Source organism: Pseudomonas frederiksbergensis (genome assembly GCF_900105495.1).
Taxonomy (GTDB): Bacteria; Pseudomonadota; Gammaproteobacteria; order Pseudomonadales; family Pseudomonadaceae; genus Aquipseudomonas; species Aquipseudomonas frederiksbergensis.
In genome coordinates this window covers 823,943-846,127 of the sequence record NZ_FNTF01000002.1, presented here as the reverse complement: position 1 = coordinate 846,127, position 22,185 = coordinate 823,943, and the positions used below count along the sequence as shown (strand labels likewise).

Here is a 22,185-nt window from a genome sequence, read left to right as displayed (position 1 = left end):
CGACAAACAGGTATTGCGCGTGTCCTTTAACCACTACTACCAAAGCGAACTCACCGCACTTCGCCAGTTAGGTCGTCGATTCGCCGAGCGTAGCCCGGCGTTGGCGCCTTTCCTGGGTCAGGCCGGGCGGGATCCGGACGTGGAGCGGTTGCTGGAAGGCTTTGCATTCCTGACCGGCCGCCTGCGTCAGAAACTCGATGACGAGTTGCCGGAACTGAGCCATTCGCTGATGCATCTGCTGTGGCCCAACTACATGCGGCCGCTGCCGGCGTTCAGCATTTTGCAGTTCGATCCGTTGACGCGATCGGGGCCTGCGGTAATGGTCGAGCGCGACACGCCGGTCGAGAGCATGCCGATCGATGGCGTGCGTTGCCGTTTTCGCACCAGTTATCCGACTGAGGTGTTGCCATTGGATCTGGCCGCGCTGACTTACTCGGTGAAGGGGGACGGTTCGCTGTTGAGCCTGCGTCTGGAGATGAGTGCCGACGGTCATCTCGGCGAGCTGGAACTGAGCCGTTTGCGTCTGCACTTCGCCGGTGAGCGCTACATCAGCCAAATGCTGTACCTGAGCCTGTTGCGCAACCTGGAAGGCATCGAGCTGATTCCGCTGGACGGCTCCGGCACACCAGTCAACGGCGTGAACGGCACGCCGATGGCATTCAAGATGCCGGGCGACTGCGTGCAGCCACTGGGTTTTGCCGAAGAAGAAGCATTGATCCCGTATCCGCTGAACACCTTCCGTGGTTATCGCTATTTGCAGGAGTATTTCGCCTTCCAGGACAAGTTCCTGTTCGTCGACATCAACGGTCTGGACCTGCTCAAGGCCCTGCCGGAAGACACGCTCAAGCAGATGCGTGGCCTGGAGTTGCGCTTCGATATTCGCAAAAGCGGCATTCAGCGCCTGCGCCCGACGCTGGACAATGTGAAGCTCTACTGCACACCGATCGTCAACCTGTTCAAGCACGATGCGTTGCCGATCCGTCTCGACGGCACACAGGACGAATACCTGCTGCTGCCGGCCAAGTTCGACTTGGAAAACTGTGGCGTGTTTTCGGTGCAAACCGTCACCGGCTGGAAGCCAGGCGGCGTCGGTTATCAGGAATACGTGCCGTTCGAATCGTTCGAGCACGACCCGAGTTTTGACGTGCCCAACAGCCGTCCGCACTACAGCATCCGCCAGCGTTCGTCCTCGTTGCACGATGGCCTCGACACGTACCTGAGCTTCGGCATTCGCCACACCGAAGGCCACGAAACCCTGTCGATCGACCTGATGTGCACCAACCAGAACCTGCCGCGCAAGCTCAAGCTCGGCGACATCTGCCTGGGCTGCGAAGAGACGCCGGAGTTCCTGCGTTTCCGCAACATCACCCCGGCCACCCCAAGTTATGCGCCGCCGCTGAACCGTGACTTCCTCTGGAAGCTGATCAGCAACATGTCGCTCAACTACCTGTCGCTGGCCGACGTCAATGCGTTGAAGGTGATTCTCGAAACCTACGACCTGCCGCGCTACTACGACCAACACGCGGAAAAAGTCAGCAAGCGCCTGCTAGGCGGGCTGAAGTCGATCAAACACCAACACATCGACCGCTTGCACCGAGGGTTGCCGGTACGCGGGTTGCGCACCGAGCTGACTATCGACCCGCAAGGGTATATCGGCGAGGGCGACCTGTTCGTTTTCGCTTCGGTTCTCAATGAGTTTTTCGCGCTTTACGCCAGTCTCAATTCGTTCCACGAGCTGCGGGTAAAAAGTACACAGGGAGAGGTGTACCAATGGACACCACGCATGGGCCTGCAGCCCCTGCTTTAAGCAGGCTGACCCGGGTAATACGCGAATATTCGCTGTTTCAGGCTGTTTTGCTGGTAGTCGACCGGCTACGCGAGGCGCACCCGTGCCTCTGCGAAGACGATCTGTACGACCAGCTGGAATTCCAGGCCAATCCGAGCCTGGGTTTCCCTGGCAGTGACGTCGATCGCGTGGAGTTTTTCGAAGAGCACGGGCAAATGCGTGCGCGTTTGCGTTTCAACCTGATTGGCCTGGTGGGTTCCGGCTCGCCACTGCCGGCGTTCTACGGCGAACAGGCCCTGGGCGATAGTGAAGACGGCAATCCGACCCGCAACTTTCTCGACCTGTTCCACCATCGCCTGCAACGGCTGATGCTGCCGATCTGGAAAAAATACCGTTACCGCGCAAGCTTCCAGAGCGGCGCCCTCGACCCGTTTTCGTCGCAGCTGTTTGCGTTGATCGGCCTCGGCGGCGAAGAGATCCGCAAGGCTCAGGAACTGAACTGGAAACGCCTGCTGCCGTACCTCGGCTTGCTCAGCTTGCGGGCGCACTCGGCGGCGTTGATCGAAGCGGTGCTGCGTTACTACTTCAAGCACGCCGAACTGACCATCGAGCAATGCATCGAGCGCAGCGTCGAAATCCTCGACGAGCAGCGCAATCGCCTGGGGCGCGCCAACAGCGTGCTCGGCGAAGACCTGGTGCTGGGCGAACACGTGCGTGATCGCAGCGGCAAATTCCGTATTCACATTCGCGAGCTCGACTGGCAACGCTTCCACGAATTCCTGCCGATCGGTTTCGGCTACCAGCCGCTCTGCGCGCTGGTGCGGTTCACCCTGCGTGACCCGCTCGATTACGACATTCGCCTGGTGTTGCGCCAGGAAGAAATCCGCGAACTGCGCATCGGCGAGCAGAACGCCTGCCGCCTGGGGTGGACCAGTTGGCTGGGCCGCGAACAAGCGGACGGTGTGGTGACCCTGGGCAGCAAAATTCATTAAGGACAGATGACCAATGATCAACGTAGACCTGCAACAACTTATCCAGGCGCTGGACGCCGAAACCCGTCGTGACCTGGAAAGTTCGGCCGAACGCTGCGTCGCCCGTGGCGGCAGCAAGATCCTCGTTGAAGACTTGCTGCTGGGCTTGCTGGAGCGCCCGCAAGGCTTGCTCGCCCGAGCGTTGCAGGATGCTGAAGTGGATGCCGGCGAACTGAGCGCCGCGCTGCAATCGCGGGTCGAGCACAGCGCCTCGCGCAACCCGGTGTTCGCCCCGGAGCTGGTGCAGTGGCTGCAAGACGCCTTGCTGGTGGCCAACCTCGAATTGGGTCAGAGCCAGGTCGAGCAAGCGGCGTTGATCCTCGCATTGCTGCGCAATCCCATGCGCTATGCCGGCAGCCGCTACCAGTCGTTGCTGGCCAAACTGAACATCGAGCGCCTGAAAGAGTTCGCCCTGTCGCAGCAAGAACAACCAGCCACCGGTAAGCCCGCCGTGCCCGGCGAATCGCTATTGCAGCGCTTCACCCACAACCTGACCCAACAAGCCCGCGACGGCAAACTCGACCCGGTGTTGTGCCGCGATGGCGCGATTCGGCAGATGGTCGACATCCTCGCCCGTCGCCGCAAAAACAATCCGATTGTGGTCGGTGAAGCCGGCGTCGGTAAAACCGCGATTGTCGAGGGCCTGGCCTCGCGCATCGCGGCGGGCGAAGTGCCGCAAGTCTTGAAAGGCGTCGAGCTGCTATCGCTGGACATGGGCCTGTTACAGGCGGGCGCCAGCGTCAAAGGCGAGTTCGAACGTCGCCTCAAAGGCGTGATCGATGAAGTCAAAGCCTCGCCGAAACCGATCATTCTGTTCATCGACGAAGCTCACACACTGATTGGCGCGGGCGGCAATGCCGGCGGTTCCGACGCGGCCAACCTGCTCAAGCCAGCCCTGGCCCGTGGCGAGTTACGCACCATCGCCGCTACCACCTGGGCGGAGTACAAGAAGTACTTCGAAAAAGACCCGGCCCTGGCCCGTCGTTTCCAACCGGTGCAACTGCACGAACCGACCGTCAGCGAAGCGGTGACCATCCTGCGTGGCCTGGCTCAGGTCTACGAGAAGAGCCACGGCATCTATCTGCGCGATGACGCGGTGGTTGCGGCGGCCGAGCTATCTGCGCGTTATCTCGCGGGTCGCCAGCTGCCGGACAAGGCCGTTGATGTGCTCGACACCGCCTGCGCTCGCGTGCGCATCAGCCTCGCCGCTGCACCGGAAAGCCTTGAACGCCTGCGGGGTGAACTGGCTGAAGGTGGCCGTCAGCGTCAAGCCCTGCGTCGGGATGCCGAAGCCGGCTTGCTGATCGATCACGAAGCGCTGGACGCTTTGGAAGATCGCCTGGCTGCCGCCGTAGAGGAAAGCGCCGCGCTGGAAACCCTTTGGACCGAGCAGAAAGAACTGGCCGAGCGCCTGCTGGAGCTGCGTCAGCAACTGGCCCAGGCCCGCGAAGCTGCTGCGGTCGAGCCCACTGTCACGGTTGAAGAAGATGCCGAAGGCCGCGTGATCGAAACGCTGGCAGTGGACGAAGTGCAAAACGTCGAAACGCTGGAAAGCGCACTCAACGAAACTCACAACGCGCTGACCGAACTTCAGCTCAAAGAGCGCCTGGTGAGCTTCGAAGTTTGCCCGCGCCTGGTCGCCGAAGTGATCAGCGCCTGGACCGGCGTTCCACTGACGCAATTGGCCCGTGAGCACAATGCCAAGGTCGCGAGTTTCGCCACCGACTTGCGCACCCGCATTCGTGGTCAGGAGCAAGCCGTTCACGCATTGGATCGTTCGATGCGCGCCACGGCAGCCGGCCTGAACAAGCCGGATGCGCCGGTCGGCGTGTTCCTGCTGGTCGGCCCGAGCGGCGTCGGCAAGACCGAAACCGCGCTGGCCCTGGCGGACTTGCTGTACGGCGGTGATCGTTTCATCACCACCCTCAACATGTCTGAGTTTCAGGAGAAGCACACTGTTTCGCGTCTGATCGGCGCGCCGCCGGGCTACGTCGGTTATGGCGAGGGCGGCATGCTCACCGAAGCCGTGCGCCAGAAACCGTACTCGGTGGTGCTGCTCGATGAAGTCGAGAAAGCCGACCCGGACGTGCTCAACCTGTTCTACCAAATCTTCGACAAAGGTGTGGCCAACGACGGCGAAGGGCGCGAGATCGATTTCCGCAACACGCTGATCCTGATGACTTCGAACCTGGGCAGCGAGCGCATCGCCGAGCTCTGTGAAAACGGCGCGCGGCCGTCGGCCGAAGTCCTCGAAGAAACCATTCGCCCGGTGCTGAGCCAACACTTCAAACCGGCGCTGCTGGCGCGGATGCGCGTGGTGCCTTACTACCCGGTGGGCGGCCCGGTGTTGCGCGAGCTGATCGAAATCAAACTCGGGCGTTTGGGCGAGCGCCTGAACCGTCGTCAGCTGGATTTCACTTACTCGCAAGACCTCGTCGATCACCTGGCAGATCGCTGCACCCAGAGCGACAGTGGCGCGCGCCTGATCGACCATTTGCTCGACCTGCACGTGCTGCCGCTGGTGGCTGACCGTTTGCTCGATGCGATGGCCATCGGCGAAAGCCTCAAGCGTGTCCACGCGACGCTCGACGGCAACGCCTGCGTGATGTGCGAGTTCGCCTGAGGTGGGTGTGATGTTCACTCAGATGCCGCAACCGCTGGTCTACGCCGAAGCCTTGTTGGCGCAGTTCGCCAGCTTGTCGCGCGCCGCGGACGGTGCCGCGCTGCTGGGTGACTTCGTGCGCGGGTTGGCCGAGCTCAGCGGTTGCGAGTTGACGCAGTTGTACCTGCTGGACGCGACTCACACGTGCCTGGGGATGAACGCCGAATGCCTCAACGGCATCCTGCAGCCCCGGGAAGCGGCGAGCCTGCCGGCGGACTACAACGGTGAGCAACTGCTGCAATTCGCCCTGTGCCAGAACCGCGTGGTGTGTCTCAGCGAGCTGAGTGGCAGCTTGCACGAAACCAGTTTCCTCCCGCCGCAGGCCATGCCTTGGCAATCGCTGCTGTGCGTGCCGCTGGTCAATCAGCAGAAAGCCGTCGAAGGCTTGCTGCTGTGCGCCACTCGCCGGCACATCGACCTGCAAGGCTTTGCTGATTCTCTCGGCCAACTCGGCTCGTTCGTGCTCGGCCAACTGCGTTTGTTGCAGCGTTTGCGTCAGCCAATCGGTGATGCACGACTGGCGAAAGTCAGCGTCCCGAGCGCCAGTGGTTACGGTTTGATCGGCAAAAGCTCGGCCATGCGCCAGACCTATTCGCTGATCAGCAAAGTCCTGCACAGCCCGTACACCGTGCTGCTGCGCGGCGAAACCGGTACCGGCAAGGAAGTGGTGGCGCGGGCGATTCACGATTGCGGCCCGCGCCGTTCTCAGGCGTTCGTCGTGCAGAACTGCGCGGCGTTCCCCGAGAACCTGCTGGAAAGCGAACTGTTCGGCTACCGCAAAGGGGCGTTTACCGGTGCTGATCGCGACCGTGCCGGGCTGTTCGACGCGGCCAACGGCGGCACCTTGCTGCTCGATGAAATCGGCGACATGCCGTTGTCCCTGCAAGCCAAGCTGTTGCGGGTTCTGCAGGAAGGCGAGATCCGCCCGCTGGGTTCCAACGACACCCACAAGATCGACGTGCGCATCATCGCCGCGACTCACCGGGATTTGTCGGTGCTGGTCAGTGAAGGCAAATTCCGTGAGGACTTGTACTACCGCCTCGCGCAGTTTCCGATCGAGTTGCCGGCCCTGCGTCAGCGCGACGGCGACATCCTCGACCTGGCCCGGCACTTCGCCGACAAGGCCTGCTCGTTCTTGCAGCGCGATGCGGTGTGTTGGTCCGATGCGGCGCTGGATCACCTGTCCGGTTATGCCTTCCCCGGCAACGTGCGTGAACTCAAAGGCCTGGTCGAACGCGCGGTGTTGCTGTGCGAGGGCGGTGAGTTACTGGCCGAGCATTTTTCCCTGCGCATGGAGGCCATGCCGGAAGACAGCAACAACCTGAACCTGCGCGAACGCCTGGAACAGGTCGAGCGCAGTCTGCTGCTCGATTGCCTGCGCAAAAACGACGGCAACCAGACCCTCGCCGCCCGCGAACTCGGGCTGCCCCGGCGCACGCTGCTGTATCGCCTCGGGCGCCTGAACATCACTTTGGGTGACTTCGATGGTTAACCCAATGCCGAGTCATGCACGGCCTGTGGCGAGGGAGCTTGCTCCCGCTGGGCTGCGAAGCGGCCCCAAAACCATGTGCCTCGGAGCCTCAGTCAGGCCGCATCCACTGATTTACGACTGCTGCGCAGCCGAGCGGGAGCAAGCTCCCTCGCCACAGGGGGTTGTGCCAAGGCCGCTGACTAGAGCGCTCGGCTTCACCTCATTCGCTTTTGATAGCGCCGCCCAACCGGGTCGGCGCTTTGCACTTTGTCTACCCCTGGAGACCCTCTGATGCCTGTTCGTCACTGGCAAGCCGTCCTGCTGACCCTCGTCGTTCTATGCGGCCTCGGCGGCTGTAGCGGCAATTACAAATACAACGACAACACCTATCGCCCATTGGGTGATCCGCAGGCGGTCAATCGCGGCAAGTGACCGCAAGGAGTCTCACCATGGAACTGGTTTTCGACATGCTCGGCACCCAGCAGTTCGTGCCCACGGGTTTGCGCAGCAAAACTTTCAAACAGGCCGGTGGCGTGATCGGGCGGCGCAAGGATTGCGACTGGATCATTCCGGACCGCAAGCGTCACCTGTCCAACCACCACGCCTTGATCAGCTACCACGAAGGCACGTTTTTCCTGACCGATACCAGCAGTAATGGCATCCGGGACAGCGAAAGCGGTGCGAACCTGCGCAAGGGCACAGCGACGCGCATCGAGCACGGCAGTGTCTACGTGCTGGGTGGCTTCAAGATCCGTGCGCGACTGGTAAGCGACCCGGCGACATTCGACGTTGAAGTCGGCCGTCCGCAGGCAGCCGGCAGCATCATTCCGGACAACGCGTTTCTCGAACTCGATCCGCTCAATGCCCTCGATCAGCAAGAGCGCGTGTTTTCGGAAATCGACGAACTGATCTCCCCGAGCACGACCCTCTCAGACTCCCGCCAGCGTGCCGACTATGCACGCATCGACATGGAAAGCCTGATAGTGCCGGAGCTGATCAACGCCCCGGCAGAGCCAGCCCCCGCGCCACTGCCCGAAGTGGTCGAGCATCAGAGTGAAGGTTTCTGGGAGCACTTCGGTGCCGCGTTGGGCGTGGACCTCAAAGGCCTCGATCACGACGCCCGCGAAGCGCTGGCACTGAACGCCGCGCGCCTGCTCAAGCAAAGTGTGGGTGGTTTGCAGCAGAGCCTGCGCACCCGCAGCGAACTGAAAAACGAACTGCGCCTGGCTCAAACCACCGTGCAAGGCACTCACAAGAACCCGCTGAAATTTGCCGTCGATGCCAGCGAGGCGCTGGGCATTCTGTTGCAGCCGAGCAAGCCGGGTCAGTGGCCGGCCGAGCAGGCAATCTCCCGTGCGTTCCGCGATTTGCAGGCGCATCAGGTGGCGTTGCTCACCGCCAGCCGCGCTGCCGTTCGCGGCACCCTGGAGCACTTCTCGCCACAGCAATTGACCCTGCGTTTCGAGCGCGACAACAAGCCGTTGCTCGCCACGTCCGGCAGTCGCTGGAGAGCTTACGGGCGTTATCACCAGGCCCTGCGTCAGGACGATGACTGGAGCGAACGCCTGCTGGCCCGCGACTTCGCCCAGGCCTACGAAGAACAGATTCGTCTGATTTCCACCCTTCACACTGACCACCAAGGATGATGCGCATGTCTCGCTGCTCGACCGCTTTTTTCAAAACGCTGACGGCCTTCGCGACCCTGGTGCTGCTGGCCGGTTGCTCGTCGCTGTCGCCGTATTCTCATGTCACCAAGCTCAACCTGAAGCTGACCGCCAGCGATCAGCTGAACCCGGACCTCAACGGGCGTCCGTCGCCGATTGTGGTGCGTCTGTTCGAGCTCAAGCATCCAGTGACGTTCGAGAACGCTGACTTCTTCAGCCTTTACGAGCGCGCCAAGGAATCCCTGGCCCCGGACCTGGTGGCCAGCGAAGAAATTGAGCTGCGTCCTGGTGAAACCGTGGAGATGAAACTCAGCGTGAAGGAGGGCAGTCGCTACGTCGGCATCCTCGCCGCCTATCGCGATCTGCCGGAAACCAGATGGCGCTACACGGTGCAAGTCAGCCCGATGGAAGTCACCCACGCTGATCTGACACTCGACCAGGCCGGTATTCGCAAAAGCAACGGAACGCTCGCCAGGGCGGATGACTGATCATGAATTCCCATAAAGTGATTTGGCAGGAAGGCATGCTGCTGCGCCCGCAGCACTTCCAGCACAACGATCGTTACTACGACCACCAGATGAAGACCCGTACCCGGTTGCTGGGCAGCTACATATGGGGCTTCCTCGACCTGGACATCGACTTGCAGTTTCTCAACATGGGCAAGTTGGTGATCAGCCAGGCCTCGGGGATTCTGCCGGACGGCAGCCTGTTCGACCTCGGCGGCAACACCGAGCCGTTGGCCCTGGACGTGCCGCCGAACACCGGTAACACGCCGATCTACCTGGCACTGCCGCTGGTCACCGGTAATCACATCGAGTCCCGTCGTCCTGAGCAGTCCGACGTGCTGGCGCGTTACACCGCGTACGAAGCGGAAGTCGCCGACTCCAACGCCGGCGACAATTTTGCCAGCCAGGTCAGCTGCGGTCGCCCGGACTTCAAACTGTTGCTTGGTGAGCAGCAGAGCGACCAGGCCTACGTGAAACTGAAGATCTGCGAAGTGCTCGACACCACGCCCGACGGCGTGATCAGCCTCGACCCGGACTTTGTGCCGACCTACATTCAGGCGCATTCGTCCAGTTATCTGCTGTCGTGCCTGAAAGAAGTGATCAGCATGCTTGGTCACCGGGGCGAGACCATCGCCGAGCGGATCGGCTCCAATGGCAAGGTCGGTGGCGCGGAAATCGGCGACTTCATGATGCTGCAGTTGATCAACCGCACCGAAATGCTGCTGCGCCATTACCTCGGTCTGGAACAGGTTCACCCGGAAGCGTTGTATCGCACGTTGCTGACCATGCTCGGCGAGCTGGCGACGTTTTCCAGCGAGAGCAAACGCCCCCGTCTGGACAGCCGTTACCAGCACAGCGATCAGGGCGCGAGCTTCCGCAAGCTGATGGAAGCGATTCGCCAGGTGCTGTCGATGGTACTCGAACAGCACGCCATCGAACTGGTCCTGCAAGCCCGTCAGTACGGGATCATCGTCTCGCCATTGCACGATCACAAACTGTTGGGCTCGGCCTCGTTCGTGCTCGCCGCCAGTGCCAACTGCGACTCCGAAGAACTGCGCCATCGCTTGCCGGCGCACCTCAAGGTCGGTCCGGTGGAGCGTATCCGCCAACTGGTCAACCTGCATCTGCCGGGCATCAAGGTCAAACCATTGCCGGTGGCCCCGCGGCAGATCGCGTTCCACTCCAACAAAACCTATTTCATCCTCGAACTCAATTCCGAAGACCTGGCGCAACTCGAGCGCTCCGGCGGCTTTGCGTTCCACGTGTCCGGCGAATTCGCCGAGCTTGAACTGAAATTCTGGGCCATCAGGAACTGACCGACATGACCAAGGACATGGAACAAAATCAGGACGACAAAACTGTTCTGCTCGACCGTCAGGGCAACGGCCCGGCGTCGAGTCCGCTGACGGACTCCACGGCACCGCCGCGTATCGAACAGTTGGAACAACGGATGATTTACGCCGCGCGTTTGCGCCCGGCCGAAGTGTTCAACATCAGCCTTAATTCACTGGTGTCGGCGGCGTCCGACTTGCTGTCGGAAGTGGTGCGACTCAAGCACAGCGGCAACCGCGAAGACCTGTACGCGCTCAACGAGCGACTGACCGCCAGGCTCAAACTGTTTGAAGTACAAGCGCTGCGCAACGGCGCCGAAAGCAGTCAGATGATGGCCGCGCGTTACGTGCTCTGCACCGTGGCCGACGAAGCCGTCGTGACCACATCGTGGGGCAATAAAAGCGAGTGGTCGCAGATGAGCCTGCTCAGCAGCTTCCACAACGAAACCTTTGGCGGCGAGAAGTTTTTCCAGCTGCTGGATCGCCTGTCGAAAAACCCGGCCAAGCACCTGCCAATGCTGGAACTGATGTACTTGTGCCTGTCCCTCGGTTTTGAAGGCAAGTACCGGGTGCAAGCCCGCGGCGTGCTCGAACTCGAAGGCCTGCGCGACGCCTTGTATCGGCAGATTCGTCAGTTGCGCGGCGACGTGCCGCGCGAACTGTCGCCCCATTGGGAAGGCTTGAACGATCAGCGCCGCAGCCTGGTGCGCATCGTGCCGGCGTGGATGGTGGTGCTGTTCACCGTGGTTTGCCTTGCGGTGATGTATTCAGGCTTCGCCTGGGTACTGGGCGAACAACGCGAAACCGTTCTGCAACCCTATCAGCCGCTTGATTCGGCGGCGGTTCAGCCGCAGCTGTAAATAGAGACCTGTGATGAAAAAGCTTTTCAAGAAAGTCGGCGCATTCTTGCGCCAGACCTGGGTTTGGACCTTGCTGCTGGTGCTGTTTATCGCGCTGCTGGTGTGGTTTGTCGGGCCGCTGCTGGCGGTCGATGATTACAAATTCTGGGAAGGCTCGACTTCGCGCTTGCTGACCAGCAGTGTGCTGTTCCTGGTCTGGGGCCTGACCATGGTCTTCGTCAGTTGGCGCGCTGGCGAACGCAAGAAAGCCTTCGAAGGCAGCGAAGCCGGTCAGGTTCGTATCCGCCGTGACGAGTTGATCGACAAAGACCGGAAAGAGCTTCACCTGTGCTTCAAGGATGCGTTGCAAACCCTGAAGACTTCGAGTCTCTATCGCGGTCGCAGTGAACGCTGGCGCAGTGATTTGCCTTGGTACTTGCTGATCGGTCCGCAGGGCAGTGGCAAGACCAGCCTGTTGGACTTCTCGGGCCTTGAGTTTCCGATCAACAGGATCGATCGACTCTCCCGCAACTCCCAGGGCACTCGGCATTGCGACTGGTATTTTGCCGACCACGGTGTACTGATCGACACCGCCGGGCGTTACCTGACCCAGGCGGATGCCGAAGTCGATGGCAGCGCCTGGAGCCTCTTGCTCGACCTGCTACGCAAGCGTCGGCGCAATCGCCCTTTGAACGGTGTGCTGGTGACCATTCCAGTAGAAACACTGCTGGACAATACCGAGGACGAACTCGACTCCCTGGCTCGGCTGGTGCGTGTGCGTCTGCAAGAGGTGCATCAGAAACTGCACGTCAATGTGCCGGTTTACCTGGTGCTGAGCAAGGCTGACAAGCTGCTCGGTTTCGACGAGTTCTTCGATCAACTGACCCGCGAAGAAAGCGATCAAGTGCTCGGTACCACCTTCGGCAAAGAGCAGGGCGACGCCGACGTCGCCGTCCTGCGCGGCGAGTTCGAAGCGCTGCTGCATCGCCTGAACAGCCAGGTGATCATGCGCATGCACCAGGAGCGCAACACCCAGCGCCGCGGTCGTATCCTCGACTTCCCGCATAAACTGGGGCAAATCGGCGAGCGTCTGTGCCTGTTCGTCGATAAGGCGTTCACTGGTAACCGCTACCAGCGTTTCAGCCAGTTGCGCGGTTTCTACCTGACCAGTGCGCCGCGCCTGACTCAAGAGATGGACCAGACTACCGCTGACGTACTACCGACCTTGCACAGCGGCCGTTCGCGCTTCATTCATCATCTGTTCAGCCGGGTGATTTTCCCCGAGGCCGATCTGGCCGGTCTGGACAAGCGCGAGCGCCGCCGCATCCATTGGGGGCAACGTGCCCTGTACGTGGGCGCATTGGCGGCACTGGTGCTGTTTGGCATGCTGTGGGCGGGCGGCTTCTCAGCCAACTACGAGCGCCTGGAAAACCTGCGTAACCTGACGCAACACTGGACCCAACAACGCTCGGCCCTGACCGCGCGTGATGATTCCATGGCGGCGCTCAAGACCCTCGACACCCGTTACGCGGCGACTCAGGTCTTCCCGAAAAAAGGTGACGTGTCGTACCACGAACGGGGTGGTCTGTACCAAGGCGAAGAGGTCAATCCGGTGGTCGAGGAGGCCTACGAGCGCGAGCTTGAAGCGCAACTGCTGCCACGGGTCGCGACGCTGCTGGAAGGGCAGATCCGCGCCAACATGAAGGACCGCGAACGCTTGCTCAACAGCCTGCGTGCGTACCTGATGCTGAACATGAAAGACCGCCGCGATGCGGGCTGGCTCAAGACTTGGGTCGCCACTGACTGGTCCCTGCGTTACGCCGGCAACACGTCCGTGCAGAACGGATTGAACACGCACTTCGAACGTTTGCTGCAGCAACCGTTTATCTACCCGCTGGACGATCGACTGGTGGATCAGGCGCGTCAGGTGTTGCGCAGCGAGTCGCTGGCCAACGTTGTTTACCGGATGCTGCGCGAGCAGGCCCGCCACCTGCCGGACTATCGTTTGAGCCAACACTTGGGCCCGCAAGGTGCGCTGTTTGTCGGCACCGAATACGTGATTCCGGGTTTCTACACGCAACAGGGTTATCAGCAATATTTCTCGATCCAGGGCACTGCGCTGGTCACCGATATCCTGCGGGACAACTGGGTGCTGGGCGAAGGCTCGGGCATCAGCGGCATGGACTTGCGTCGCCTGATGGTCGAACTGGAGCAGCTGTACTTCCGCGACTACGCCAACTTCTGGAGTGAAGCGGTTGGCCAGGTTGCCTTGCCACCGATCAACCACTCCGGTGAAGGCGCCGAGCAACTGGCGGGCCTGACCTCCGCCAACTCGCCAGTACTGCAGTTGCTGGTGGAAGTGCGCGAGAACACCCGTTTTCCTGTGCTCGCCGACAGTGCCGGTGACGCTGTCGAGTCGGCTGGCAAACTCGGCGAGAAGGGCGGCAAGCTCGGAAAACTCGCGGCAGCTGCAGCTGGCAAAGCCGCAGACATGACCGCTCATATGGCAAAGCAGCTGCCCGACACCGCGAAAAAATCCCTGCAACGCCGCTTCGAACCGCTGCACCGTTTGCTGGATGACAACAATGGCCCGACCGCTGATTTGACCCCGGCCCTGGCGGCGCTCAACGAACTGCAACTGCAACTGGCGAGCCTGGCACGTGCCAGTGCGCCGGAACAGGCTGCGTTCGAAATGGCCAAGACCCGCATGAACGGCCAGCGTGATGCGCTGAGCAACTTGCGCCATGCGTCGAACCGTCTGCCGCGCCCGGTCAGCGTGTGGTTCAACGTGCTCGCCGAAGACACTTGGCGTCTGGTGCTCAACGATTCCTACCAATACCTGAACCAGCGTTATCAGAGCGAGCTGTACAGCTTCTATGGCAAGGCGATCAACAAGCGCTATCCGTTCAGCGCCCACAGCACCAGCGATGTTGCGATCAGCGACTTCCGCGAGTTCTTCAAGGCGCAGGGCATCAACGATCGCTTCTTTGATACGTACATGCGTCCGTTCGTGAGTGGCGATCCAGGCAACTACCGTCTGCGCAGCATCGACGGGCACAGCATGCCGATCTCCAAGGTCTACCTCGACCAGATGGCCGCGGCAAAAGTGATCCGCCAGAGCTTCTTCTCGATCAATCCGGCCGAGCCGCAAGTGCAATTCAAATTGGAGCCATACACCCTCGACCCGGCCGTCAGCCGTTCCGAGTTCAAGTTTGGCGACAAGACCATCGAATACCGTCACGGCCCGATCGTGCCGGTGTCGTTCAAATGGCCGACCGATGCTGAAGACGGTCGCACCAGCCTGGTCCTCGACAAAATGGCTGGCCGCCCGATCGGCATCGAGAAAAACACCGGTCCATGGTCGCTGTTCCGTCTGTTCGACTTGATGCAGACCGAGTACCTGAGCGGTCGCGACGTGCTGGTGCTCAAAGCTGACGTGGGCGGCCTGCGCGCCAATTACTTGCTGTCGAGCCAGCGCACGCCGAACCCGTTCGACATGGGTGTGCTGCGTACTTTCCGTATGCCGGTGCAGCTCTGATGCGGGTTGCCAGCCCCTGGCGCAGCGCTGCGCGTACCGATCCGGGCAAGGTTCGGGCGCGCAACGAAGATGCTTTTCTCGACTGTCCGCAGCAGGGGCTGTGGGTGGTCGCGGACGGCATGGGCGGTCATCAGGGGGGCGACATCGCCAGCCAGTTGATCGTCGCCAGTCTGGCGGAACTGCCGGTTCAGGACGACTTCGACGAACGGCTCAACGGTATTCGCCAGTGCTTGCACTGGCTCAACCGTCGCTTGGGCCAGGAGTTGACCGTCACCGCCGGGCGCCACGACAGCATCATGGGCAGCACCGTGGTGGCGCTGCTGCTGGAAGGCAATCGCGCGGCGTGTATCTGGGCCGGCGACAGCCGTTGCTACCTGTGGCGTGGCCAGCGTTTGTATCAGCTGTCCAAGGATCATTCGCTGCAACAGCAACTGATCGACGAGCAAAACATGAGCATCGAAGACGCCCGCGCGCATCCTTCAGCTCATGCGTTGACCCGCGCGGTCGGGGCTGCCGAGCAGCTGAAGCTGGAGGTGTTGGAACTCGAGGTCTATCCCGGCGATGCGTTTTTGTTGTGCAGCGACGGTTTGTATCAAGGGCTGACCAGCGATGCCATTGGCAACGCCCTGAGCCTGGCTGTGCCGCGAGTTGCGCTGGAACGTCTGTTCGACGCTGCTCTGCGTGGCTCGGCCCGGGACAATCTGACCGCCGTGGTGATCCGCCAATGACTGAACTCATGTCACCGACCGACGACCTGCTGGTGAGCGAGGAAGAAGCCAATAACCTGACTTACTTTGCGTTCGCCAAGCCTCTGAACGCAAAGCCGCATAAGGCCGTGCCGGCGCAGTCCCGGGCCAGGGTCGGTGAACTGCCCGACGTACTCGCAGGCCGTTACCGCATCGAGCGCCTGCTGGGGGCTGGCGGCATGGGCACGGTTTACCGCGCACGGGATTTGCTGAGCGAACAGTTCGGCGACCCCGACCCTTACATCGCGTTGAAAATCCTCAGCGAAGAATTTGCCGAATCGCCGGACGCCAGTGCCTTGCTCTACAGCGAGTTCGCCCTGACCCGACGACTGCGCCACGACAACGTGCTGCGTTTGCACAGCTTTGAAGTGGACACCGACTGCCAGCGAGCCTTCATCACGATGGAACTCATGCGTGGGCTGACCCTGGACAAATTACTCTGCGAGCGGCCCCTGGGCCTGCCGTGGAAAGAACTGCGCGATATCGCGCTGCCGCTGCTCGACGCGTTGGCCTACGCCCACGCTCGCGGCGTGCTGCACGGCGACATCAAACCGAGCAACGTCATGCTCAGTGAAGAAGGCGTGCGCCTGTTCGACTTCGGTCTGGGCCAGGCCGAGGAGGGCATCCTGCCCGGCCTGCCGCAGCTGAGTCGCAGCCGCTTCAACGCCTGGACCCCCGGCTACGCTGCTTCCGAACTGCTCGAAGGCCAACCGCTGTCGGCCCGTGCGGATGTGTACGGCGTGGCCTGCGTGTTGTACGAATTGGCGAGCGGCAAACACCCGTTCCGCCGCTTGCCCTCGACCAAGGCCCGCGACGGCCACCTCGACCGCCAGTTGCACGCCCCCGGGAATCTCCCGAAACAATGCTGGCCAGCCCTGCGAATGGCGCTGGCTTTCGATGTGGCAAAGCGGACCGTCACTGCGGCGCAACTGCGTGACACATTCGCGCGCACCGCCATGGGCGTCATTTCGCCATGGCTGCAACGTCTGCGACTGCGGGCGTAATGGGTGATTGCGCGTGGCGTGTTGAAGGAAATGTCCGAGAGGTTTGGGGGGATCAAGGATTGGGTTTGTAGGGCCGGTATCGGGAAGTGACGCGGAGCGTCACGGGATGCATTCCCACGCGGGAGCGTGGGAACGATCAGGTACGCGGGGGGCGGTAGTTGGAAAGTGTGACTTGGCGGTCATCATGCGAGAAAAGTGGTTCATCTTCTTCTAACGTAAGCAGATAGTGGCGTTCTTGCATGAAGCCGCTACACTGCGCCGGCCGTTCACTTTTCTCTGAGGCTGTGCGCATGAAATTTCGTTTTCTTCTGTGGATGCTGGGTTTGTTGATGGCTAAGGCCAGTCGGACTAATCCTGCGTTTCAGCAGCAGTTGGGTGATAAAGACTTGGTGTTTCAGCTACAGACCCTGGACGGGAAAGTGGCGCGGCATTTCTTTGTGAAGGATCAGCGCATCACCAGCAAGTCCGGCGTGTATGCCGAGCCAGCGTTTGCGATTGCCTTTAAAGATGCGGCATATGGCTTTGCCACGATGCAGGCGAAGAACAAGCAGTTGGCGTTCATGACGGGGATTCAGGACAAGTCGATTCAGATCAAGGGTAACCCGGCGCTGGTGATCTGGTTCCAGGGGTTGACCAAGTATTTGAAGCCGAGGAAGGCGAAGGCTAAAACCAAGGCTTGAGGTTGATGATTAACCCTGTGGCGAGGGGACTTGGCGAAGCGTCGCACCGCCCCGTTGGGCTGCGAAGCGGCCCTGAAGCCTGAGACCTTGGGTGTATCTGACATACCGTGTTGGCTGGGTTTGCGACTGCTGCGCAGTCGAACGGGGAGAAGTCCCCTCGCCACAGGGGGTGGTGGTCAGTTAGACCGAGGTGGATTCATCGCGGGCAAGCCTCGCTCCTACAGGGTTTGGTGATCCGTAGGAGCGAGGCTTGCCCGCGAAGCTTTTCAGGGTTGGCTGAATTGCGAAGCCAGTTCACGCAGCAGCACTTCTGCTTCCAGAACCTTGCTGACCACGTCGTTGGCCTTGTCGCGCGTCAGCCCCACACGCTCCAGTAACGCATCCGGGATGTCTTCATCCGGCCCGGACCCGACTCCGCGGCTACGCAGCAAGCGCACCGCCAGGCACACGAGGTTCGGGTACTCGGCGTAATCGCCGTCGTAACTCGGGTCGTGCTGGAAGCGCAGCGCGGTGGCCAGTTCGTCGGGCATGTCCCAGTAGCGCATCAGCCACGAGCCGATCTGTTCACGGCTGATACCCAGCAAGTGCTGCTCGACGTAGCTGTGGCACAGGTGCGGGTTGACCTCCAGGTGGCGGCAGATCAGCGAGAAATGCGGTGGGAACACGTGGGCCAGCAGCAAGTAGCCAAAGTTGTGCAGCAGGCCGGCGAGGTAGGTCAGGCCGGCTTCCGGGCGCTGGGCGCGGGGCATGGCGCGGGTCAGGCCTTCGATGACGGCGGCGGTGTAGATCGATTGCTGCCAGTACGGCGTGGTGTGTTGCGGATGGTCTTTTGGCAGGCTCAGGGTTTTGCCCAGAGCCAGGCCCAGCGCCAGGTTGATCACCAGGTCGAAACCCAGCACCCGCACGATGGCGTCTTCTACTGAACGAATCTTGCCCGGCGACGCGTAGTACGGCGAGGCTGCCCAGCTCACAACTTGTGCGGCCAGGGCAGGGTCGGTTTCGACGACGCCGGTGATGTCGTCGATGGTGGCGTTGGGGTCGACGCGCAGTTTGATGATTTTCTGCGCGGTCTCGGCCAGCGGCGGAATTTCGATGGTCTCTTCCAGGCGTTGCTGGATGCGTCGCGCGGTGAATGCTTGAACGGCCTGGGTGATTTCCTCGCGGTCATCGTGAGGGCGGTCCAGGTTCGGGCGAATGCTGGTCAGGGCTTCGCCGAAGTTGGCGGCGCTGGCCTTGGTGAGCATGGTCTTGAAGTCTTCGCTGGTGATCTCCAGCAACACGCCCGGCTCGCCCGAGTTGATCAGCAACTTCGGCTCGCGCAGCAGGCATTCTTCATACAGGCACGGTGTACTGGTAAGCGCCGGCATGCCGGGCAGCAGGCTCAGATTGTGTTTGCCGAGCATTTTTACCAGCCGTTCGGTCGACACGGCGGTGAGGCGGCGGCCCGTCAATTCAGCGAGGCTGTTGAGGTCCAGCAATTGGTTCTGCGGGAACAGCACCATGAGGGTGCCCACGGCGTCATCGAGCAGAACAGCCTGCACTTTGCGTGCGGCGTTCAGGCCGTGATGGTCGATGACTTCTTCGTAGGCGATACCCAATTTGCCCAGCATCAGCCGAATAACCGACGGAGCGTGCGGGGTGGCGGGTGCGAGGGCAACTTCGGTCATGGTCTGTATCCGTTGTAAAACAATGGCAGGAGTATAACCAGCTTGCTCAGAACGGTGGTTCAGAAACTGCGACGGTGCTCACACTTGGCCGTATTGCTGCCCATGACGTAGCCAGCGGTCGAGCAGCGGGCTGACGTGATCCGGCCAGCGCTCCAGCAACGCCTGGGCGGCGTCGCGCACGGCGGGCAGCAGATCGGCGTCGCGCATCAGGTCAGCGACCTTGAATTGCAGCAGGCCGGTCTGGCGCGTACCGAGCATTTCGCCGGGGCCGCGCAGCTCAAGGTCTTTCTCGGCGATGACAAACCCGTCGTTGGTTTCGCGCATGATGCCCAAACGCTGACGACCGATCTGGGACAGCGGCGGATGGTAAAGCAGCACGCAATGACTGGCCGCGCTGCCCCGACCGACACGACCGCGCAGCTGGTGCAATTGCGCAAGCCCGAGGCGTTCCGGGTTTTCGATGATCATCAGGCTGGCGTTGGGCACGTCGACGCCGACTTCAATCACCGTGGTGGCGACCAGCAGTTGCAGGTTGCCGGCCTTGAATTCGGCCATGACGGCGGCTTTTTCGACAGGCTTCATGCGCCCGTGGATCAGCCCGACCTTCAGCTCGCCGAGGGCGGCGGTGAGGTCTTCGTAAGTGGTTTCGGCGGCCTGGCAGGTCAGCTCTTCCGACTCTTCAATCAGCGTGCACACCCAATAGGCCTGGCGCCCTTCAGCGCAAGCGCTGCGTACCCGCTCGATGACTTCGACGCGCCGGGTATCGGTGATCAGCACGGTGTTCACCGGCGTCCGGCCGGGCGGCAGTTCGTCGAGGATCGAGGTGTCGAGGTCGGCGTAGGCGCTCATGGCCAGCGTCCGGGGAATTGGCGTCGCGGTCATGATCAGTTGGTGCGGACACATCCGCCCGCCGACGCCTTTCTGTCGCAATGCCAGGCGCTGCTGCACGCCGAAACGGTGCTGTTCGTCGATGATCGCCAGCGCGAGGTTTTTGAACTGCACTTCGTCCTGGAACAGCGCGTGGGTGCCGACCACCATGGGTGTGCCGTTGGCAATCTGCTCCAGTGCGGCCACGCGGTTCTTGCCTTTGAGCTTGCCGGCCAGCCATGCGACTTCAATGCCCAGCGGTTCGAGCCAGCGCTTGAAGGTGATGAAGTGCTGCTCGGCGAGGATTTCGGTGGGCGCCATCAGCGCCACTTGATATCCGGCTTCCAGCGCCTGCAACGCGGCGAGAGCAGCGACCACGGTTTTACCCGCGCCGACGTCGCCCTGAATCAACCGCAGCATCGGCTCGTGCTGACTGAGGTCGTAGGCGATTTCGTTGCCGACCCGTTGCTGAGCGCCGGTCGGGGTGAAACCGAGGTTGGCCAGATATTGAGCCGGCAGCTTGGTGGCTTTCGGCATCGCTGGCGCGCGCAGGGAACGCATGCTCTCGCGCAGGCGCTGCTGGGACAGTTGGTGTGTCAGCAGTTCTTCAAAGGCCAGACGGTGCTGCGCCCAGTGATGACCGAGGGCGAGTTCGTCGACATCGGCATCGGCCGGCGGGTGGTGCAAGTAGCGAATCGCATCGGCCAGCGGCGCCAGTTGATAGTCCCGCGCCAGTTCGGTCGGCAGCCAGTCGGGCAGGCTGGTGGGGCCGAGCATCGTCAGGGTTTGCATGCACAATTGGCGCAAGCGCTGTTGGGTCAGGCCTTCGGTGAGCGGGTAAACCGGGGTGAGGGTTTCGTCCACCGGCGGCGGCTCGTCGCCGGTGATGGCGCGGTATTCCGGGTGGTAGATTTCCAGCCCCGACGCACCGGGCCGTGCTTCGCCGTAGCAGCGAATGCGCGTGCCGCGTTTGAGGCCTTCTTTCTGGGCGTTACTGAAATGGTAGAAACGCAGGCTGAGCCCGCCAGTGCCGTCCTGCAGGCGCACCACCAGGCTGCGGCGACGGCCCATGACCACGTCGGCGCCGCTGACGGTGCCTTCGATCACGGCGTCTTGCCCGGGACGCAAATGGCCGATCGGAACCACGCGAGTGCGGTCCTGATAGCGCAGCGGCAGGTGGAAAAGCACGTCCTGGAGATTCTCCAGGCCGACCTTGGCCAACTTCTCGGCCATGGCTTCGCCGACACCCTTGAGTGCCGTCACCGACACTTGCGACAACTCGGTCATGGCAGCGACTTAGGCCGCAACCACCGGTGCTTGCGGCTTGGCCACCGAGCACAGGCGAATGGAGTCAGCGAGGATTTCAATCGCCTTCGGCCGCGGAAAGCTCGCGCGCCAGGCGATGGCCACGGTGCGGAACGGCACCGGCGGCGTCAGTGGACGCACTTCGATCACACCGGGAGCGTAGTGATGGCTGTCCACCGCCGACAGCGGCAGGATCGAGATACCCAGGCCGGACGCAACCATGTGGCGGATGGTTTCCAGGGAGCTGGATTCCACCGTGGTGTGCTTGGCGCCGTCATTGCCTTTGGCCAGGGTCGGGCAGGCTTCCAGCACTTGATCGCGGAAACAGTGGCCTTCGCCGAGCAGCAGCAGGCTCTTGTCGTTGAGCAGGGCGGCGTCGATGGATTCTTTTTGGGTCCACGGGTGCTGGGCCGGCATCAGGACGTAGAACGGTTCGTCGTAGAGCTGGAGGGTCAGCACGTCGGCTTCGTTGAACGGCAGGGCGATGATGATCGCGTCGAGCTCGCCGTTGCGCAGTTTGTCGCGCAGCACGTGGGTGAAGTTTTCTTCGATGTACAACGGCATCTGCGGGGCGACCCGGTGCAGTTGTGGAATCAGGTGCGGAAACAGGTACGGGCCGACGGTGTAGATGGCGCCGACTTTCAGCGGCGCGGTCAGTTGGTTCTTGCCGGCCTGGGCCAGTTCGCGGATGCCTTGGGCCTGTTCCAGCACTTTCTGCGCCTGGGCGACAATGCCTTCGCCGACCGGGGTCAGGCGCACGGCACTCTTGCTGCGCTCGAAAATCAGCACACCGAGTTCGTCTTCAAGCTTTTTCACGCCCACCGACAGGGTCGGCTGGCTGACGTGGCAACGCTCGGCGGCGTGGCCGAAGTGCTGCTCTTGGGCGAGGGTAACGATGTAGCGTAATTCTGTAAGAGTCATAGCAAGCGTCCATGAAGTTGCGAGCCAAGCATACCGGCTGCAATCGATAGACGCACGTTATCAGACTGAGTGCGTTGAGTGACACAGGGCAAAGCAGGTTTGCCGCTGGCGGATATGCAAAAGGCACCTTTCGGGTGCCTTTCACAGATATTCCTGCTGCCGGAGAT

The 22,185-nt window shown here is 61.6% G+C and carries 16 protein-coding genes; 13 read left to right on the top strand and 3 right to left on the bottom strand.

The genetic code is table 11. The features are described from left to right. Positions 1 to 19: 19 nt before the first annotated feature. The 13 genes from tssF (at position 20) to BLW70_RS04510 (ending at position 17,258) form a co-directional block, all read left to right on the top strand. Positions 20 to 1,807, top strand: a complete 1,788-nt coding sequence (gene tssF / locus BLW70_RS04570) for a type VI secretion system baseplate subunit TssF (protein ID WP_074872008.1) — start codon at positions 20 to 22, stop codon at positions 1,805 to 1,807. Next, positions 1,771 to 2,778 (top strand): type VI secretion system baseplate subunit TssG, encoded by a 1,008-nt coding sequence (gene tssG / locus BLW70_RS04565; protein WP_074872007.1) that lies wholly within the window; start codon positions 1,771 to 1,773, stop codon positions 2,776 to 2,778. Before tssF ends, tssG begins: the two co-directional genes overlap by 37 nt. Before the next feature lie 13 nt (positions 2,779 to 2,791). Beyond that, a complete protein-coding gene (tssH, locus tag BLW70_RS04560; RefSeq protein ID WP_074872005.1) occupies positions 2,792 to 5,440 on the top strand; it encodes a type VI secretion system ATPase TssH in 2,649 nt (882 codons plus the stop codon). A gap of 10 nt (positions 5,441 to 5,450) precedes the next feature. Beyond that, positions 5,451 to 6,971, top strand: a complete 1,521-nt coding sequence (locus tag BLW70_RS04555; RefSeq protein WP_074872003.1) for a sigma-54 interaction domain-containing protein — start codon at positions 5,451 to 5,453, stop codon at positions 6,969 to 6,971. Positions 6,972 to 7,241: 270 nt separating this feature from the next. Continuing rightward, positions 7,242 to 7,382 (top strand): hypothetical protein, encoded by a 141-nt coding sequence (locus BLW70_RS04550; RefSeq protein ID WP_007894589.1) that lies wholly within the window; start codon positions 7,242 to 7,244, stop codon positions 7,380 to 7,382. A 17-nt stretch (positions 7,383 to 7,399) separates the two neighbouring features. Beyond that, entirely contained in the window at positions 7,400 to 8,596 is a 1,197-nt protein-coding gene (tagH, locus tag BLW70_RS04545) for a type VI secretion system-associated FHA domain protein TagH (protein ID WP_074872001.1), read from the top strand. Between the two features lie 5 nt (positions 8,597 to 8,601). Continuing rightward, the gene (gene tssJ / locus BLW70_RS04540; RefSeq protein WP_074871999.1) at positions 8,602 to 9,102 is read left to right on the top strand and encodes a type VI secretion system lipoprotein TssJ; all 501 of its coding nucleotides are present in this window, start codon (positions 8,602 to 8,604) and stop codon (positions 9,100 to 9,102) included. A 2-nt stretch (positions 9,103 to 9,104) separates the two neighbouring features. Then, positions 9,105 to 10,436, top strand: a complete 1,332-nt coding sequence (tssK, locus tag BLW70_RS04535) for a type VI secretion system baseplate subunit TssK (protein ID WP_074871997.1) — start codon at positions 9,105 to 9,107, stop codon at positions 10,434 to 10,436. Positions 10,437 to 10,441: 5 nt separating this feature from the next. Continuing rightward, positions 10,442 to 11,311 carry a type IVB secretion system protein IcmH/DotU gene (icmH, locus tag BLW70_RS04530; protein ID WP_074871996.1) on the top strand — a complete coding sequence of 290 codons (870 nt, stop codon included), beginning with the start codon at positions 10,442 to 10,444 and terminating at the stop codon, positions 11,309 to 11,311. 13 nt (positions 11,312 to 11,324) lie between these two features. Next, on the top strand, positions 11,325 to 14,828 hold the full coding sequence (tssM, locus tag BLW70_RS04525; protein WP_074871994.1) for a type VI secretion system membrane subunit TssM: 3,504 nt from the start codon (positions 11,325 to 11,327) through the stop codon (positions 14,826 to 14,828). Continuing rightward, a complete protein-coding gene (locus BLW70_RS04520) occupies positions 14,828 to 15,556 on the top strand; it encodes a PP2C family protein-serine/threonine phosphatase (protein ID WP_074871992.1) in 729 nt (242 codons plus the stop codon). Before tssM ends, BLW70_RS04520 begins: the two co-directional genes overlap by 1 nt. Further along, the gene (locus tag BLW70_RS04515; protein ID WP_074871991.1) at positions 15,553 to 16,578 is read left to right on the top strand and encodes a serine/threonine-protein kinase; all 1,026 of its coding nucleotides are present in this window, start codon (positions 15,553 to 15,555) and stop codon (positions 16,576 to 16,578) included. Before BLW70_RS04520 ends, BLW70_RS04515 begins: the two co-directional genes overlap by 4 nt. A gap of 290 nt (positions 16,579 to 16,868) precedes the next feature. Continuing rightward, complete coding sequence (locus BLW70_RS04510) at positions 16,869 to 17,258, top strand: helicase (RefSeq protein WP_074871989.1); 390 nt, start codon at positions 16,869 to 16,871, stop codon at positions 17,256 to 17,258. Between the two features lie 266 nt (positions 17,259 to 17,524). Here the strand turns inward: BLW70_RS04510 and BLW70_RS04505 are convergent, their stop codons facing one another. From BLW70_RS04505 to BLW70_RS04495, 3 genes are all read right to left on the bottom strand, one after another. After that, a complete protein-coding gene (locus tag BLW70_RS04505; protein WP_074871987.1) occupies positions 17,525 to 18,925 on the bottom strand; it encodes an aminoacyl-tRNA deacylase and HDOD domain-containing protein in 1,401 nt (466 codons plus the stop codon). A gap of 78 nt (positions 18,926 to 19,003) precedes the next feature. Next, positions 19,004 to 21,079 carry an ATP-dependent DNA helicase RecG gene (gene recG, locus BLW70_RS04500; RefSeq protein ID WP_074871985.1) on the bottom strand — a complete coding sequence of 692 codons (2,076 nt, stop codon included), beginning with the start codon at positions 21,077 to 21,079 and terminating at the stop codon, positions 19,004 to 19,006. A gap of 9 nt (positions 21,080 to 21,088) precedes the next feature. Further along, positions 21,089 to 22,018 carry a hydrogen peroxide-inducible genes activator gene (locus tag BLW70_RS04495; RefSeq protein ID WP_008150125.1) on the bottom strand — a complete coding sequence of 310 codons (930 nt, stop codon included), beginning with the start codon at positions 22,016 to 22,018 and terminating at the stop codon, positions 21,089 to 21,091. Positions 22,019 to 22,185: the final 167 nt, after the last annotated feature.

Coding starts and splice junctions, on each gene's coding strand:
- tssG (WP_074872007.1), top strand. CDS start 1,771: ATGGACACCACGCATGGGCCTGCAGCCCCTGCTTTAAGCAGGCTGACC.
- tssH (WP_074872005.1), top strand. CDS start 2,792: ATGATCAACGTAGACCTGCAACAACTTATCCAGGCGCTGGACGCCGAA.
- BLW70_RS04555 (WP_074872003.1), top strand. CDS start 5,451: ATGTTCACTCAGATGCCGCAACCGCTGGTCTACGCCGAAGCCTTGTTG.
- BLW70_RS04550 (WP_007894589.1), top strand. CDS start 7,242: ATGCCTGTTCGTCACTGGCAAGCCGTCCTGCTGACCCTCGTCGTTCTA.
- tagH (WP_074872001.1), top strand. CDS start 7,400: ATGGAACTGGTTTTCGACATGCTCGGCACCCAGCAGTTCGTGCCCACG.
- tssJ (WP_074871999.1), top strand. CDS start 8,602: ATGTCTCGCTGCTCGACCGCTTTTTTCAAAACGCTGACGGCCTTCGCG.
- tssK (WP_074871997.1), top strand. CDS start 9,105: ATGAATTCCCATAAAGTGATTTGGCAGGAAGGCATGCTGCTGCGCCCG.
- icmH (WP_074871996.1), top strand. CDS start 10,442: ATGACCAAGGACATGGAACAAAATCAGGACGACAAAACTGTTCTGCTC.
- tssM (WP_074871994.1), top strand. CDS start 11,325: ATGAAAAAGCTTTTCAAGAAAGTCGGCGCATTCTTGCGCCAGACCTGG.
- BLW70_RS04520 (WP_074871992.1), top strand. CDS start 14,828: ATGCGGGTTGCCAGCCCCTGGCGCAGCGCTGCGCGTACCGATCCGGGC.
- BLW70_RS04515 (WP_074871991.1), top strand. CDS start 15,553: ATGACTGAACTCATGTCACCGACCGACGACCTGCTGGTGAGCGAGGAA.
- BLW70_RS04510 (WP_074871989.1), top strand. CDS start 16,869: ATGAAATTTCGTTTTCTTCTGTGGATGCTGGGTTTGTTGATGGCTAAG.
- BLW70_RS04505 (WP_074871987.1), bottom strand. CDS start 18,925: ATGACCGAAGTTGCCCTCGCACCCGCCACCCCGCACGCTCCGTCGGTT.
- recG (WP_074871985.1), bottom strand. CDS start 21,079: ATGACCGAGTTGTCGCAAGTGTCGGTGACGGCACTCAAGGGTGTCGGC.
- BLW70_RS04495 (WP_008150125.1), bottom strand. CDS start 22,018: ATGACTCTTACAGAATTACGCTACATCGTTACCCTCGCCCAAGAGCAG.